A 16,440-nucleotide genomic window follows, 5' to 3' on the forward strand; every position below is an offset into this window, starting at 1 on the left:
GCCCATTCCCCTGGAGGGGAGCCGGTCGGACGTACCGGCGGACCGCGGGTCGGGTGAACTGCTTGGGATAAGGGCCGGCTGGGTGCGTCCTAGGCACCCGGGTCCGGCATTGCGCTCAAGCGCGACGGCGGACCACTAGCCCGCAGTCACCTCACGCGTCCGGTACTTCATCATCTGCCGAACCACCTCCCTTCTCGTGTGCCTCACACAGTAGGCACGCCCCTCCGCCCCCTCAAGCGATTTCTCTGTGGCCCCGGCGACACCGGCCACGGCGCCCCGGCCGTCCCCGCGTACGACCGGAACCCGCTGGTCCGCGGCGGTCCCGGGGCGCGGCCACCGGGTTCCCCGCCCGCGCCCCCTCCCGGTGGACCCCTTCCGCGTGCAACGATTTCGACGGAATGGGGTGTGTGCTGCGTCACGTTCGAGTTGAATGATCCGGGTGCACCACACCACGCACACGACGCCGCGGCGAGCAGGGGGTGCCTGATGAGCGCGACCCGGCGTACCAACCGGGACCGCAGGAACGCCTCCGGCGAGCAGGCCGCGGACGCTCCGGACACGGGAGACGACGCCGCCGGGTCACCGCCCGCGGCGGCGGACGCGGGCGCTGAGGACGCGCCGCCGCAGGACCGCCGCGCCGCGGCCCCCGATCTGCTGGTGGCGCTGCTCGACGGCATGGACGCCGCCCTGTGCGCCTTCGACGCCGAGGGCGTCGTCACCCACTGGAACCGCGAGGCCGAGCGGCTGCTCGGCTGGACCGCCGCGGAGGCCGTCGGCCGCCACGGTCTTGCCGGCTGGGCGGTCCGCGCCGACGACGCCGCCGAGGTGGAGGCGCGGCTGATGGGCGCGATGGACGTGCCGGGGCGGCAGGTCCAGGAGTTCGCGCTGCTGCGCAAGGACGGCGGCCGGGTGCTCGTACGCACCCAGACCTCCGCCGTCCGCCCGGGCGGCGCCGAGACGGGCGGGGTCGCGGTCGGGGTCTACTGCGCGTTCAGCGAGGTCCACGCGCAGATGGACCTGGAGCGGTCCATCGCCTTGAGCGAGGCGCTGTGCGAGGACGCCGCCTGGGGCGTGCTCCTCGTGGACGCGGACCTACGTCCCGCCCTGGCCAACGGCCAGGCGGCGCGCGTGCTGCGCGCCCGGCGCTCGGGGCTGCTCGGGCGCCCCTTCGGCGAGCTGCTGGAGCAGGGCGCGGAAGAGGTCGAGAGCGCCCTCCAGCACGTACTGGCCCAGGGCAGCACCGCGGTCCCCGCCGACGTGTGGGTGACGGTGCGCGGCGAGACCGGCGGCGATCCGGCGATCCGGCGGCGGTGCCTGCGCGGCGCGTTCGTACGGCTCGCCTCGCCGCTCGCCGAGCACCCGGTGCCCCTCGGCGTCGGCTGGCTCTTCCAGGACGTCACCGAGGCGAAGCTCGCCGAGGACGCGGCCTCGGTGCTGCGCTTCCGCGACCACCAGTTGCACCGCGCCTCGCGCGCGGCGGCCGAGTGCGAGGACCCGATGGAGGCCGCGACGGTCTACCTGGACTTCGCCCTCGCCGGCTTCGCCGACCACGCGCTGGTCGACCTCGCCGCCGCCCCCGCGGACCCCGGCTCCCCGCCGGGCCCCGGCGCCCCGCACGACGCGGGTGCGCCCCCGGGCCCGGTGCAGCTCACCCGGGCCGCGGCCACCCCCGCCGAGGGCCCGGGCCCGTGCCTGCCGGCCGGGCCGCACGGCTTTCCCGTCCGCTACCCCGCCGGGCACCCCGCGCTGCAGGCGGTGGAGCGCGGCGGCACCGTGCGCGCGGGCTGCGGCGGCGTGGACCCGGAAGTTGCGGAGGGCTGGTCGGTGGCGCGGAAGTGGCCGCCCGGCACGATGCACGCGCTGTGTACGGTGCTGCGCAGCCGCGGCCGGACGCTGGGCGTCGTGACGTTCCTGCGCGGCGGCGGCCGCAAGGGCTTCACCCGGCAGGACGCGGCGTACGCGGAGGACGTGGCCGTACGGGTCGCGGCTTCGCTGGACCTGGCGGAGCTGCTGGGTTAGGACCAGCCCGGCGGGGCCCGGTGACCGGGGCCCGAGACCGGGCGCGGATCGCCTTTTTCCCGTAGATCGGCGGCGAAAGTCAGGCGAAAGGAACGCGGCAGGTCCGGTTGTCACCGCGATGAGTCAGAATTGGTGCAGGGCCACCGCACGAGAAATCTAGGGGCACGCATGTCCGGACTGATCGACACAACGGAGATGTATCTCCGCACCATCCTCGAACTCGAAGAGGAGGGCGTCGTCCCCATGCGCGCGAGAATCGCGGAGCGGCTCGACCAGAGCGGCCCCACGGTGAGCCAGACCGTCGCCCGCATGGAGCGGGACGGGCTGGTGCGCGTGGCCGGCGACAGGCATCTGGAGCTGACGGAAGAGGGTCGCATGCTCGCGACCCGGGTGATGCGCAAGCACCGCCTGGCGGAGTGCCTGCTGGTCGACGTGATCGGCCTGGAGTGGGAGCACGTGCACGCGGAGGCGTGCCGCTGGGAGCACGTGATGAGCGAGGCCGTGGAGCGCCGCGTGCTGGCGCTGCTGAAGCACCCGACGGAGTCGCCGTACGGGAACCCCATTCCCGGCCTTGAGGAGCTGGGCGAGAAGGCCGAGGCGGACCCGTTCCTGGACGAGGGCATGGTGAGCCTCTCCGCGCTGGGTCCCGACGCCGGCACGGTGATCATCCGCCGGATCGGGGAGCCGATCCAGACCGACTCCCAGCTCATGTACACGCTGCGGCGGGCCGGTGTGCAGCCGGGCGCGGTGGTGAGCGTGACGGACTCGGCGGGCGGCGTGCTCGTCGGCAGCGGCGGCGAGGCCGCCGAGCTGGACGCCGAGGTCGCCTCGCACGTCTTCGTGGCCAAGCGCTAGATCCGTTCGGGCCAGGCTGGTGGCGGGTTTGCGCCGTTGCCGCGGTTGGCGTTAAGCGGACCGCGGGATTCCTGTCCGAACGGCAGCGCACCTGGGCCCGGCGTGCCACGCTGTCGCTGACGGCATCTGGGAGGGGTGGGCATGCCGCTGACATATCCGGACCCCCGCGCACCTGCGGGGGGCGTGACGAGAGCCCCGGCGCCTGGCTCGCCGGGGCCCCGCCTCCCCGTGACGACCCGGAGCCCCGAGCTCCCAGGGTCGCCTCCCCACGGACCCGTTGTCCCCGATGCGGGTCCGCCTCCCGGTCTCTGTCTCCCCGCGACGACCGCGGCCAATCCCCGGCCGCGGTCACTCGAACGAGGGGTGTTGGGCCTCGTGCCGCGGTGTTCGAATAGACATTCGATAGCGTGAGCTTGCCGAACGGATTGGGGGTGTCGGCACACATGGTGCGTCGTATCAACGTGCCGGGTGCGGGCGGGCTGCGTCTCGCCGCCTGGGAGTACGGAGATCCGCCGAAGCGCGGTGCCGACGGCATCGCGGCGCGCAGGCGGTCCGCGGCCGGGCCGGCCGGCGGCCCGCCGGGCACGGCGCCGCAGGACCGCCCCGGCGTGCTGTTATTGCACGGGCTGATGGGCCGCGGGTCCCACTGGGCGACCACCTCCCGCTGGCTCTCGGCCCGCTCCCGCGCCATCGCGCTCGACCAGCGCGGGCACGGACGCAGTGACAAACCGGGGGACGGCCCGTTCGACCGCGAGGCGTACATCGCGGACGCGGAAGCCGTCATCGAGCAGTTGGACCTCGCGCCGGTGGTTCTCGTGGGCCACTCGATGGGCGCGCTCACCGCCTGGCAGTTGGCCGCCCGCCGCCCCGACCTGGTGCGCGGTCTGGTGATCTGCGACATGCGGGCCTCGGCGCTCGGCGCGGCCTCGCAGCGCGAGTGGGAGGAGTGGTTCCGCTCCTGGCCGACGCCGTTCGCCACGCTCGCCGACGTCCGCAAGTGGTTCGGCGAGGACGACCCCATCCTGGAGCGCCCGCGTCCCGCGCGCGGCGAGTTCTTCGCCGAGGTGATGGCCGAGCGCGCGGACGGCTGGCGCCCGGTGTTCTCCCGCCGGCAGATGCTGCGGGCCCGCGAGACGTGGGTGCACGACGCGCACTGGGAGGAACTGGCCCTCGTGCAGTGCCCGGCCCTGGTGATCCGCGGCATCGACGGCGAGCTGGGCCGGGCGGAGGCCCAGGAGATGGTCCGCGTCCTGCCCCGCGGTGAGTACGCGGAGCTGGAGGCCGGCCATCTGCTGCACCTGGAGGACCCGGAGGCGTTCCACCGGGCGATAGAGCCGTTCCTGGAGAACGTGCTCACCCCGAAGTGAGCCGAAGCGGCGGCGGAGCGGTGCGGGTTGCGGGCCGTACGGTACGAAGGCGCCCGCGGGGCCTGAGGCGTTCGCCGCGGTGCCGTCCGCCGCGGTCGTCCGCCCGGCGTTACTCGCCGACGAACCGGAACGTCGACGTGATCGCGTCGAACACGTCGAAGAACGAGTCCGCCAGGTCCAGCACCTGACTGCTCCCCGCCACCAGCGCCACCTTGCCCTCCTGCCCCGGGACCGGGATGAAGGTCTGCATCATCACGGCGCGGATCGTGCGGTCGTCGCCGGGGATCTTGACGTCCTCGACGCCCTGCGTGCGGGCGGCCGTGCCGATCCCCTCGATCTCGACGGTCGAGACCTTCCGCCAGGCGTCGCCCTCCTTCTTCGGCCGGATCTGCTTGATCTGGCCGACGATCAGCGCCGGGTCGGTCGGCAGCAGCTCGCCGCTCTCGGTGCGGGCGCCGATGAGGGAGACGGTGATCGAGCCGGTCACCGGCACGTCGCCGCCGAAGGTCTCCGCCATGCATCCGCAGTACAACGCGCCGGAAGCCCAGGCGTCCTTGGCCGCCTTGCGCAGGAACGCCTCCAGCACACCGCGCTGCTCGGCCAGTTCGGGATTGCGGCGGACCCGGTCGTTGACCATCTGCCGGATGCTGTCGTCCCGGGACTCGGGCCGTACGTCGAACTCCCACCACGACTCCGGCACCCGGATCCGGAAGCCTCCGCGCTCGATCGTGAGCGCCTCCATCCAGCGGCTCATGCCCTGCCCCCTTTGTCGCACGTCCGGTCGTCTCCCGCGCCCCGCGGCCGGACCGCGGCGGCGCGGTTATCCACACGTAGTTATCCACAATCCCGGATACGAGCTGTCCCCGCGAAGCCCGGGGCGGATATCGTTTCGTAGACCCTAGTGTCCGAGCTGAACGCATTTCCGCGGGGGGAAAGCCGGGGAACAGCCGGGGACGTTCGAGGAGGATCAGCGTGCGCCTCACCCTCACCGTCGTCGATCCGCTCGGGGGCGACCGTGCCGATGTCGTCCTCGACGCCGAGGCGGAGTCGTCCGTAGGCGATGTCGCCCGCGTCCTGGCCGGCCAGCTCGACTCGCCGCCGCCCGCCGCGCCGCCGCAGGGTGTGCCGCAGGCCGTCCAGGTGCCGGCCCCGCACGCCCAACAGGCCCAGCACGCCCACGCCCAGGCCGCTCCCGTGCAGATGCCCGGGGGCTGGGCCACGGCGGGCGCGCCGCCTGCCGCGCCGCCCGGAGCGCCCCCGGCGGCCGTCCCCTTCGGCGCGCCCGGCGCCCCGCCGCAGCAGCCGGCCGCGGCTGCGCCGGCACCGCCGCCCGTCTTCGTCGACGGCTTCGCCGTCGACCCCCGCCTGCCCGTCGCCCAGTCGCCGCTGCGCGAGGGCACGGTCGTCAGCCTGTACGACCCGGTGGGCTGCCCGCCCCGCGAGGTCACGGGCCTGGTCGAGCTGCGCGTCGTCGGCGGTCCCATGGCCGGCGCGGTGCACCGGCTGGGCCTGGGCCGCGTCGACATCGGCAGCGGCAACGCGACGCATATCCGCGTCTCCGACCCTGAGTTGCCCGAGCGCGCCTTCAGCCTCACCGTCTCGGCCGACGGCAGGTGCAAGGTCCACGTCCACGGCGACCAGGAGAAGGCCACCCTCGACGGCACGACGTTCGCCGAGCTGGCCAAGCCCAAGGAGAAGTCGGACGACGACGACACCCGCAGGGCCCGCAGGCGCCGCCGCCGCGAGGCCCGCAAGGAGGAGCGCCGCCGGCGCCGCGCCGGCGAGCCGGCGCCCCCGCCGCTGCCGCAGGAGCCGCCGCAGAGCAAGGACGCCTGGCCGTACGGGTCCCAGGTCGCCATCGGCAACTCGCTGTTCGAGCTGGTGCGTTACGGCCCGCCGGACGCCGCCGTCGCCACCTCGGAGGACGGCGGCGGGCTCGACTACAACCGCCCGCCGCGCCTGCTGCCGCCCGACCGCGAGACCCGCTTCAAGCTGCCCGCGCCGCCGAAGGAGGGCCAGGCCCGGCCGCTGCCGTGGCTGATGGCGCTGATGCCGGCCGTCATGGGCGTGACGATGTGCCTGGTCATGGGCCGCTGGTACTACCTGCTGATGGCGTTCATGAGCCCGATCATCATGATCGGCAACTACTTCATGGACAAGAAGCACGGCCGCAAGTCCCATGTGAAGGCCGTCGCCGAGTACAAGGAACACAAGGCCAGGATCGAGAAGGACGCCCGCGACGCCCTCGTCGCCGAGCGCAACGAGCGGCGGCTGGGCGGTCCCGACCCCGCGCTCCTGCTGTCCACCGCCACCGGCCCGCGCACCCGGCTGTGGGAGCGGCGCCGTACCGACGCCGACCATCTGCTGATCCGCTTCGGCACCGCCGAGCTGGACTCCGAAGTGCTGCTGGAGGACCCCGAGCAGGACGAGCACCGCCGCCAGGTGCTGTGGAAGATCCAGGACGCGCCCGTCACCGTGCCGCTGCGGCAGATCGGCGTCCTCGGCATCGCAGGCGCCGGCGACACCCCGCGCTCCCTCGGCCGCTGGGCCGTCGCGCAGTCCGCCGTGCTGCACAGCCCGCTGGACGTCCAGTTCTACGTGCTGACGGAGCCCGGCGGGCAGGCCGGCTGGGACTGGGTGCGCTGGCTGCCGCACGCCCGCCCGCCCGGGGAGTACGACACCAACGCGCTGGTCGGCACCGACACCGAGACCGTCGCCGCCCGCATCGCCGAGCTGACCCAACTGCTCGACGCACGGCAGAAGGCCGCCAAGGACCAGCGGTCCAGCGGGCCGACCTCCTTCAAGGACCCCGACATCCTCATCGTCTTCGACGGTTCGCGCCGGCTGCGTTCGCTGCCGGGCGTGGTGCGGCTGCTGCGCGAGGGCCCGGCGGTGTCGATGTTCGCCATCTGCCTCGACTCCGAGGACCGCTTCCTGCCGGGCGAGTGCCAGGCGATCGTCGTCGCCGAGCCCAAGCCGGAGGAGCACGACCCGCGGGCCGCCGCGCACGGCGGCATCCCGATGCAGCAGGTGGCCGGGGCCGGCGGGCCCGGCGGCGCCGGGGGCTTCCCGCCGTTCCGCGTCGGCGCCTGGGGCACGGGCCACTCGCAGGACGCCGCGCAGCGCGCCGCCGCCGCCGACGGCACCGGACCGATCCGGCTGCGCGTCGAGCAGGCCGGCGCCGAGCGGCGCCGCGGGGTGCGCCCGGACTTCGTCTCGCCGGCGTGGTGCGCGCTGGTGGCGCGCGGTCTGTCGCCCGTGCGCGACATCAGCGGCGAGGCCGAGGACGCGGCCATCCCGTCGTCCAGCCGGCTGCTCGACGTGGTGGAGCTGGAGCCGCCGACCGGGGACGCCATCGCCGCCCGCTGGCAGATCGGCGGGCAGTCGACGACGGCGGTCATCGGCGAGTCGTACGACGGCCCGTTCGCCATCGACATCCGCAAGGACGGTCCGCACGGCCTCATCGCCGGCACCACCGGATCCGGCAAGTCCGAGCTGCTGCAGACGATCGTCGCGGCGCTCGCGGTGACCAACACCCCGGAGAACATGACGTTCGTCCTCATCGACTACAAGGGCGGCTCCGCGTTCAAGGACTGTGTGAAGCTGCCGCACACCGTCGGCATGGTCACCGACCTCGACAACCACCTCGTCACCCGCGCCCTGGAGTCGCTCCGCGCCGAGCTGCACCGCCGCGAGCACATCCTCGCCGACGCCGAGGCCAAGGACATCGAGGACTTCCAGGACCTGCTGCGCCGCGAGCCCGGCCGGTACGCGCCGCTGCCCCGGCTGCTGCTCGTCATCGACGAGTTCGCCGCCATGGTCCGCGAGCTGCCCGACTTCGTCACCGGCCTGGTCGACATCGCCGCCCGCGGCCGTTCGCTCGGCATCCACCTGATGCTCGCCACCCAGCGCCCCAGCGGCGTGGTCTCCCCGGAGATCCGCGCGAACACCAACCTGCGCATCGCGCTGCGCGTCACCGACGGCGGCGAGTCCGCCGACGTCATCGACGCCCCCGATGCCGGGTTCATCGCCAAGTCCATGCCCGGCCGCGCCTATGTGCGCCTGGGCCACGCCTCCCTCGTCCCCTTCCAGTCCGGCCGCGTCGGCGGCCGCCGGCCCGGCGCCGCCGACCCGGCGACCGCCCAGCCCTGGGCCGGCCGCCTCGGCTGGGCCGAGCTGGGCCGGGGCGCGCTGAAGCGCCCCGCGGGAGCGCAGCAGGAGGAGGACGAGATCACCGACCTGAAGGTGCTCGTCGACGCGGTCAACGAGGCCAACGAGCGCCTGGGCATCCCCGAGCAGCACAGCCCGTGGCTGCCCGCGCTGCCCGACAGCGTCGAACTCGACGCGCTGCCCGCCCCGCAGGGCGCGGGCCCGCTGCCCCCGGCCCCGTACGGCATCGAGGACCTGCCCGCGCAGCAGGCCCGGCGCACGGTCGCCATCGACTTCGCCGACTTCGGGCACCTCATCGTCGGCGGCGCGCCGCGCAGCGGGCGTTCGCAGATGCTCCGTACGATCGCCGCCTCCCTGGCCCGTACGCACTCCGTCGCCGACCTGCACCTGTTCGGCATCGACTGCGGCAACGGCGCGCTCAACGCGCTGACCCGGCTGCCGCACTGCGGCGCCGTCGTCAGCCGCAACCAGACGGAGCGCGCGGTGCGCCTCATCGGCCGGCTCAAGCAGGAGCTGGGCCGCCGCCAGGAGCTGCTCGCCGCCGACGGCTTCGCCGACATCGCCGAGCAGCGGGCCGCGGCCTCGGACCCGGAGCAGAAGCTGCCGTACACCGTGGTGCTCCTCGACCGCTGGGAGGGCTGGCTGCCCACCCTCGGCGAGATCAACCACGGCGATCTGACCGACGAGATCTACGGGCTGCTGCGGGAGGGCGCGAGCGTCGGCATCCACATGATCATCACCGGTGACCGCAGCGTGCTCACCGGCCGGATCAGCACGCTGACGGAGGACAAGTTCGCCTTCCGGCTGCCCGACCGCTCCGACTTCTCCATGATCAGCCTCAACGCCCGCAACATCCCCGAGGACATCGAGCCCGGCCGGATGTTCCGCGCGGAGAGCGGCCTGGAGACCCAGATAGCCGTCCTCTCCGACGACCTGTCCGGCGCCGCCCAGGCCGCCGCCGTCGCCGCCATCGGCGAGGCCGCGACGGCGCGGGACGCGGGGGTGCCGCGCTCGCTGCGCCCGTTCCGCGTCGACGTGCTGCCCAGCCGGCTCGGCTTCGAGGAAGCCTGGGAGATGCGCGACGTCCAGGCGCAGGAGGCTTCCAAGCTGTGGGCGCTGGTCGGCGTCGGCGGCGACGAGCTGATGGGCTTCGGCCCCGACCTGGCGGACGGCATCCCGGCGTTCATCATCGGCGGCCCGGCCAAGTCGGGACGCAGCACGGTGCTGAAGTCGATGGCGCTGACCTTCCTCCACCAGGGCGTACGCCTGATCATCGCCGCGCCGCGGCCGTCGCCGATGCGCGATCTGGCGGACCGCGAGGGCGTGTTGCAGGTCTTCACCGAGGACGACATCGACGAGGACGAGGTGCACGACCTGCTCAAGCAGGCGTCGCCGGACGAGCCGATCGTCGTCCTGGTGGACGACGCCGAGATGCTGACGAACTGCGACGCGGGCGACGAGTTCAAGGCCATCGCCCGCCGTGGCGCGGAGCGCGGCTGGGCGCTGGTCCTCGCGGGCGACGAGGAGGAGGTCGCCTCGGGCTTCTCCGGCTGGCAGGTGGAGGCCAAGAAGGCCCGCCGCGGTGTCGCCCTGTCTCCGCAGGACCCGTCGGCGGGCGACCTCATCGGCATCCGGCTGAACCGCAGTTCGGTCGGCGACCAGGTGCAGCCGGGCAAGGGCCTGCTGCACCTGGGCGACAGCGAGCCGTTCGCGGTGACGACGCCGCTGGCGTAACCGCCGTCGGCGTGCGCGCCATTGCCGCAACCGCCACTGGCGCAACCGCCGTCGCGGCGTGTGGCATGACCCTGCAACCGCGGGGGCGGGGGACTGCGTCTACGGTTGCAGGATAACGAACGATGCATGACTGACGTCTCGGGGACGGCCCTCGCGACGGTTGAGACAAACGGGAGGGTAGCTGCCATGGGCAAGGCCGATGTCGATGTTACATATCAGGACATGCGGGATGCCGCCAAGCGGCTCAAGGACGAGCGGCAGGACATCGACCGCAAGCTGGATGACCTGCGCAAGTACATCCAGAGCCTGGTGAGCGACGGCTACGTGACCGGTCGGTCCTCGAAGCAGTTCGACCAGTCCTTCGACGAGTTCACCACCGGCGCGAAGAAGACCATCGAGGGCCTTGAGGGAATGGGCGACTTCCTGAAGTCCGCCGCCGAGGCATTCGAGAACCTGGACTCCGAGCTGGAGAAGGGCCTCAAGGGCTGACCTTCGCGATTCGGTTCGGTTCGTTTCGCTTGGCCGGGGCGCCGTGGCATCGTATTCGGTGCGGCGGCGCCCCGCTTTCGTAGTGACTGGGGGAGAGGCTCATGGGCAACGACGGCGACAGGCTGGCGATTCCGCTCAGCGAGCTCGACGGCTTCGGCGGCCGGCTGCGCAGCATCAAGAACCGGATGAACCGTACGAAGGCCACCTTCGAGTCGTACCGCGACGACATCGGTGACGGCGGCGTGGTCGACAAGCTGGAGGACTTCGAGTCGGGCTGGAAGGACGGCCGGGGGGACATCGACGACCAGTTGTCGAGCCTGGCGGAGATGTCGGACACGGTGGTGCGCGAGGCGCACAAGGTGGACGTGGACCTGGAGAACGAGCTCAAGAAGGGCACGAAGAAGGAGGAGACCCAGGTAGGCGGCGGCAACCAGTAGCGGCTCCGCTCGAAGGACGGCGATGTCACCACGGCCGCAGCTCCGGCCGCAGCTCCGGGCGCTGCTGAAGGCGGGGGAGCAGGGCGCCGAGACGTACGCGACCGTCAACCCGTGGAGTTCGCGGTATACGTTCGCGGTGTTCGCCTACCTCGCCGAGCAGTACGGATACCGCTACGCCGGCCTCTCTGCGAGGCACAGCGTGAGCCGCGCCCACCCCGTCTTCGCCTTTAGCCGGCTGCCCGACGCAGTGGAGCGCGCGACCCGTACGCGCGCCCGCTACCCGGACGGCCCCCTCGGCGGGCCGCTCCCCGGGCTGACCGGCGGCCGCAGGCCGGTGCCGCTGCCCGAGGCGCGGCGGGAGGTGGAGATGCTGCACGCCCGGATCATGGTCGACCTCTACGGCACGTCGCGCCGGGGCCGCATCCGGATGCTGGCGGTGGCCGTCCCCGTAGGCGTTTTTGCCGCCACCGCGGTCAACAGCGGGTTGCGTCCGGCGCCCTTGGCGGTGGCGGGCGGGATCGCGGTGGTGTGGTGGCTGTATCTGTGGCTGGCGTCGGCCGTCATGCGGCGGGGGCGGCTCAAGTACAGCAGCATGCTGGAGCAGGCGGGAGTCGAGTGGCCGGCCGGGGGGAGGCAGGGCTGATCCCGTCTGTATCGGCGCCTACGCCGGTGGGCCGGGCGCGTACGGTGCGGGCGCGGGATGTCAGTCCCGGGTGCGGGTGAAGTCGCCCCGCGCCACCCGGGGGGCCAGGGCGTCGCGGGTCAGGGAGCCGTAGCCCGTGGCCGCCCAGATGCTGGATTCCGCCGGGACCTCGAAGTACGGCACCTCGCGGCCGTCCGCCATGTCCGTCAGGACCTCCGGGGCGCGCCGTTCGCGCAGTGCCTTCGTGCAGATGCCGCAGGTGGCTACGGGGAGTTGGCGGCGGCTGCCCAGGGGGCGCCAGCGGGTGCGGTGGGCGGCGCGGCCGTGGAGGGGGTTGAAGAAGCACAGGGGGAGCGGGGCGGTGCGGCGGGGGCGCGTGGTGCGGGCGGCTTCCAGTGCGTCGCGGCCCTCCGCCACCAGCGCCAGCACGCCCGCCAGATCGGCGCGGCTCCGGGCACCGTCGAGGACCGTGCCCGCCGCGGCGTACGCATCCAGCGCGGCGTGGACGTGGGCCGCCCGGTCGGGGGCGTCGGTCTCCACTTCCCGTACCGCCTCGCCCAGGGCCACCACCTCCTCCTCCGCGCGGCGCCGCACCTCCGCCCCGTCCGCCGCGCGGGCCGCCGCGAACACCGCCTGCGGCGTCGCGAACGGCGCCGTGGCGGCGCGGGATCCGGCCCGGGGGGAGCCGGTCCGGCCGCGGCGGACGTACCACACCAGTCCGGCGAGCACCGCGACGGCCGCCGCCACCCCGGCCAGGGTCAGCGCCAGGGCCGAGCCGCCCCCGGACTCCTCTTCTCCGGCGTCGGGGTCCTCCGCCCCGGTCGCGGGCGGAGAGTCCGCGCCCAGGTCCGCCACCGCCTCCTCGTACACCTCCGTGCCGTTGCCCGCGTCGATCAGCTCCACCGCCTTCTCCACCCGCGCCGCGAGCCCCGCCTCGCCCATCTCGTCCAGGTGCCCCACCGCGCCCACCGCGTCCTGCGCCTGGCGGGCGTCGCCCGGCCACTCGAACCCCTGCAGCCAGTCGGCCTGTTCGCTGGTCGTGACGAGGATCAGGTCCCCGCCGCCGAGCCGTCCGCGCACCACCTCCGCGAGCGTCCCGGGATCCCCGGCGAAGTCGTCGCCCTTCGCGAGCGGCACGAGCACCACCTTGATCGGCAGTCCCGTCTCCTCGATCTGCGCGGTGATCGCGCGCTGCCGCGCCTCGTCCACGGCCCCGGTGTAGGCGTCGTGTACGTAGACGGGGGAGTCCCTGAGGCGGTCGGCGATCTCCTCCCCGGGGCTGGGCGCCGCCCAGGCGGCGGGGACGGGGAGGAGGACCAGCAGCAGCGCGGCCAGGGCGGCGAGCGGCGTCACCCGAACGAACCGCCCGCGGCCGCGGGCGGCCCCGGCACGCAGCCGTCCCCTGCCCTGCTCAGTCGTGGACACCGGCGGCCTCCTGTACCTCGCGGATCAGTCGGGGCACCCCCTCGCCCGCCGTGCGCAGCGGACCCGGGGCCGTGTCGTACGGGATACGGGCCTCCCCGCGCGGCGCGGGGAGCGTGAGGCGCCGCCTGTGCGCCGTGCCCGGGTTCGACCTCGTCGCCCTGCGGCAGCCCGCGCAGAGCGGGACCGCGCGGGCGGGGGTGCCCGGGGCCAGGCGGGTGCGCTGCCTGCCGTGGGCGGGGCCGTGCATCGGGTTCAGGGTGCACAGGCGGGCCGGGGTACCCGGGGCGGCCAGCGTCGCGCGGGCCGCGCGGATCAGCGTGATCGCCGCCGCCAGCGCCTCCGGGGTCGCGTCCGCGTCGACGCGGCCGTCCTCCTCCACGTCGACCAGCAACTGCGCCGCGTCCAGGCAGTCCCACACCCGGACACGCACCGCGCCCCCCGGGTCCGCCGTCTCGAACTCCCTCGCCAGCGCCTCCAGTTCCGCGTGCGCCGTCCGCCGGAGGTACGCCTCCGAGGGGTCCGGCGGCGCCTCGTACGACGGTCCGCCGGCGGCCGCGACCGCCGCGACCGTCGCCGGCCGCACCCTGCCGACGATCCGCACCGCCCCCGCCACCAGCCCGAACACCAGCCCCGCGGCCAGCGTCCCGACGAACAGCCCCGGTACGAAGTCCGCCGCGAACACCGACGGCAGCGCGTCCTCCGCCACCGGGTCCGGCGGGTCCATGGGTGACGGTGCCATCCCCGGGTCGCCGCCCGGCCGGGCCCCGGTCAGCTCCTCGACCAGCATCCCGACCCGCTCGCCCAGCCGCAGGTCGTCGTCGTCCACGTCGCGCGGCGGGTATCCGATCGCCTCCGGCAGCAGATACAGGTCGACGTCCAGCCCGATCCCGTAGTCCACGGCGTTCACGTAGCCGCTCCGCGGATCGGCCAGTACGTAGATGCCGTCCCCGCCGACCGTGCGGCCCAGCGACCTCAGGAACGTGTCCCCCTGCCCGCCGGACTCGTCCTCCGGCGCCATGGGCACCGAGGCGACGTACACCGGTACGTCGAGGCCGCCGATCTTCTCGCGCAGCCCGGCCAGTTCCTTCGCGTCGATCCGCGCGGGCGACTCCGGGTCCACGTACACCGGGTCCTTCGCGAGCCCCGCCGACACCCGGTCCAGCCGGGCGTCCATGTCCGCCCGCGTCGGCGGCGGGCCCGGGTCCGTCGTCTCGTCGTCGTACAGCACTGCCGCACCCAGCGCGATGCCCCCGGCCAGCACCGCCGCCGTCGCGACCGCCGCGAGCAGCCCGCTCCCGCCGGCGCCCGCGAAGCCGCGGCCCGCCGACTTGGCGCCCGCCCGAGCCGCCCGCCTGCGCAGTACGTACAGCAGGAGCAGCAGCACCAGCAGCGGCACCCCGGCCAGCAGGATGCCCGTCAGGAACGACTGGTTCGCGCGGTCGGTGCGCGTGATGTGCAGCCTGTCCGGCTCTTCCTCCGGCGCGCGGCCCGCGTCGCTGCCGTACTTCTTCCGCGCCGCCTCCGCGCGCCCCGCCGGGTCGTCGTCGGTCAGCGCGTCCACGAAGCGCTGGAACGTGAGCAGCGGCCCGGCGTCATACGGCAGTTCATACAGCGCCACGGTCGTCGCCGACTCCGCCGGCACGTCGACGCCGAAGGGCACGGCGGTGATGCCGATGCCGCTGCTGTCCAGCAGCACGTACAGCCCGTCCCGGCGCAGCCTGTCGTGCACGGCGCCGAGCAGCCGCTCGTCGAACGGGTTGCGCTCGGGCAGCAGCACGACGTACGTCGGCACCCCGGTCCGCTTCGCGGCCTTCGCGAACTCCCCGGCGGCGGACCGCGGTATCTCGCGCGGGGCCTGGTCCGTCACATACACCGCATCCGCACGCAACCGCTCCGCCAGATACGCCGCCTGCCCACCCCCGCCCCCCTCCGCCCGCCCGGCCGCGACCGCATCACCGGTCAGCAACCACGCCCCCGGCAGGCTCGCCAGAAGCAGCAGCAGGCCGACAGCCAGCAAGGTACGCACCGAAGCCCCCGCGCCCCCCACGAACTTCACCATCCCCCCGGACTCCCCGAGTCCGCCGCACACCCGCTGCCGTACCGGCCGTCGCACGTGCATCCCCCTTTCCCACCGGATCGTAGCGACGACCACTGACATCCGTAATCGCGCCCCGACTCCCGTGGAATTCCGGTCATTCGGTGAGTTGGCGACTGCACATATCCGGATTCGCCAATACCCGGTGCACAGTTCTGTCACGACGCGCACCCCCAACGGCGCCGCCGCCCCCGCTCCCGGCGCGCGCGTGGACACGTACGCCCGCGGGAACCGGCCCCATGCGCCCCCGCAAGCTGGTCGTTTGCGGCCCGGACAAGATTGTCGTCTCAGCTATCGGAACTGTCGATGGGCTGTGACGCTCTCGTTGCCTGGCGCGGGTTGAGGGGGGTTTAGGCTACTGCTACGGTTCGATGGCTTGACAACCTGTTGCGGCGTTCTCGGCCGATCAGGTAGGGGAATTTCGGCCAGGAAACGGCGAGTTACGGGGTGATTCCGTGAAGACCAGGGAACGCACGGCAGCCGCGGGCGGCAGGTCGGCCGCCCCTGTTCCGCAGTCCGGCGACAGACTGCCGTTTGCTCCTCGCGAACGCAAACCCGCGCTGGCGGCGCTGGCCGTGCTGCTCATCCTCGCGGGCGCGTTGGGCACCGCCGTGCTCGTGCTGCGCGCCGGCAACCAGGTGGCCGCCGTGCAGATCTCCGACCGCGTCCCCGCCGGCGAGGGCATCTCCGACGACGACATCGAGCAGGTGATGGTGCCGGAGGACAGCGACATCCCCTACATCCGCTGGGACCTGCGGGGCGACCTCGACAAGTTCTACGCCACCACCGACCTCGTCCCCGGCAGCGTGCTGGTCAGCGAGATGATCCAGAAGGGCAAGGGGCTGGAGGAGGGCCAGACCGTGGTCGGCGTGACCATGGAGTCCGGCCAGATGCCCGGCGGCCTGGTCGACGGCGCCCGCGTCGACGCCTACTTCGTCGGCGACAGCCCGAGCTCGTCCGGCAGCAGCGAGGACGGCAGCACCGGCTCCACCGGCACCGTCACGACCGGCGACGTGCTCGCCGAGGGCGTCAAGGTGCAGAGCATCGTCAAGGGCGACGAGGGCACGGTCACCAGTGGAACCATGACCGTCAATCTCCTCGTCGACAAGACACAGGCAGGCCCTCTCGTGGCGGCGGCGTCCGAGAAGGAAGTCGGCCTGACTCTCGTATCCAGCGGTAGCTGACGTCGTAGCGGGTCTTCACGGG

At 73.6% G+C, this 16,440-nt stretch carries 11 protein-coding genes; 8 read left to right on the plus strand and 3 right to left on the minus strand.

The window, feature by feature from the left end; translation table 11 throughout:
• Positions 1–486 precede the first annotated feature (486 nt).
• The 3 genes from CXR04_RS21525 (at position 487) to CXR04_RS21535 (ending at position 4,241) form a co-directional block, all read left to right on the plus strand.
• A complete protein-coding gene (locus CXR04_RS21525; protein ID WP_101423957.1) occupies positions 487–2,019 on the plus strand; it encodes a PAS domain-containing protein in 1,533 nt (510 codons plus the stop codon).
• A 168-nt stretch (positions 2,020–2,187) separates the two neighbouring features.
• On the plus strand, positions 2,188–2,874 hold the full coding sequence (locus tag CXR04_RS21530; protein WP_047016343.1) for a metal-dependent transcriptional regulator: 687 nt from the start codon (positions 2,188–2,190) through the stop codon (positions 2,872–2,874).
• Positions 2,875–3,317: 443 nt separating this feature from the next.
• Positions 3,318–4,241, plus strand: a complete 924-nt coding sequence (locus CXR04_RS21535) for an alpha/beta fold hydrolase (RefSeq protein ID WP_101423958.1) — start codon at positions 3,318–3,320, stop codon at positions 4,239–4,241.
• A gap of 109 nt (positions 4,242–4,350) precedes the next feature.
• Here CXR04_RS21535 and CXR04_RS21540 read toward each other — a convergent pair whose 3' ends face one another.
• A complete protein-coding gene (locus CXR04_RS21540) occupies positions 4,351–4,995 on the minus strand; it encodes a hypothetical protein (RefSeq protein ID WP_199850502.1) in 645 nt (214 codons plus the stop codon).
• A 218-nt stretch (positions 4,996–5,213) separates the two neighbouring features.
• On the opposite strand from CXR04_RS21540, the gene CXR04_RS21545 reads away from it, so the two are divergent.
• From CXR04_RS21545 to CXR04_RS21560, 4 genes are all read left to right on the plus strand, one after another.
• Entirely contained in the window at positions 5,214–10,145 is a 4,932-nt protein-coding gene (locus tag CXR04_RS21545) for an FtsK/SpoIIIE domain-containing protein (RefSeq protein ID WP_101423960.1), read from the plus strand.
• A 186-nt stretch (positions 10,146–10,331) separates the two neighbouring features.
• Complete coding sequence (locus CXR04_RS21550; protein ID WP_026276583.1) at positions 10,332–10,634, plus strand: WXG100 family type VII secretion target; 303 nt, start codon at positions 10,332–10,334, stop codon at positions 10,632–10,634.
• 101 nt (positions 10,635–10,735) lie between these two features.
• Complete coding sequence (locus CXR04_RS21555) at positions 10,736–11,071, plus strand: hypothetical protein (protein WP_101423961.1); 336 nt, start codon at positions 10,736–10,738, stop codon at positions 11,069–11,071.
• Between the two features lie 22 nt (positions 11,072–11,093).
• Positions 11,094–11,714, plus strand: a complete 621-nt coding sequence (locus CXR04_RS21560; protein WP_101423962.1) for a hypothetical protein — start codon at positions 11,094–11,096, stop codon at positions 11,712–11,714.
• A gap of 60 nt (positions 11,715–11,774) precedes the next feature.
• Here the strand turns inward: CXR04_RS21560 and CXR04_RS21565 are convergent, their stop codons facing one another.
• Positions 11,775–13,139, minus strand: a complete 1,365-nt coding sequence (locus tag CXR04_RS21565) for a hypothetical protein (RefSeq protein ID WP_101423963.1) — start codon at positions 13,137–13,139, stop codon at positions 11,775–11,777.
• Positions 13,126–15,198, minus strand: coding sequence for a hypothetical protein (locus CXR04_RS21570; RefSeq protein ID WP_101423964.1), 2,073 nt, complete (start codon positions 15,196–15,198; stop codon positions 13,126–13,128). The genes CXR04_RS21565 and CXR04_RS21570 overlap by 14 nt, the downstream gene beginning before the upstream one ends.
• Positions 15,199–15,689: 491 nt before the next feature.
• On the opposite strand from CXR04_RS21570, the gene CXR04_RS21575 reads away from it, so the two are divergent.
• Positions 15,690–16,418 (plus strand): hypothetical protein, encoded by a 729-nt coding sequence (locus CXR04_RS21575; protein ID WP_234380388.1) that lies wholly within the window; start codon positions 15,690–15,692, stop codon positions 16,416–16,418.
• The last annotated feature ends 22 nt before the right edge of the window (positions 16,419–16,440 follow it).

Origin of the sequence: Streptomyces sp. CMB-StM0423, assembly GCF_002847285.1 — a bacterium.
GTDB lineage: Bacteria > Actinomycetota > Actinomycetes > Streptomycetales > Streptomycetaceae > Streptomyces.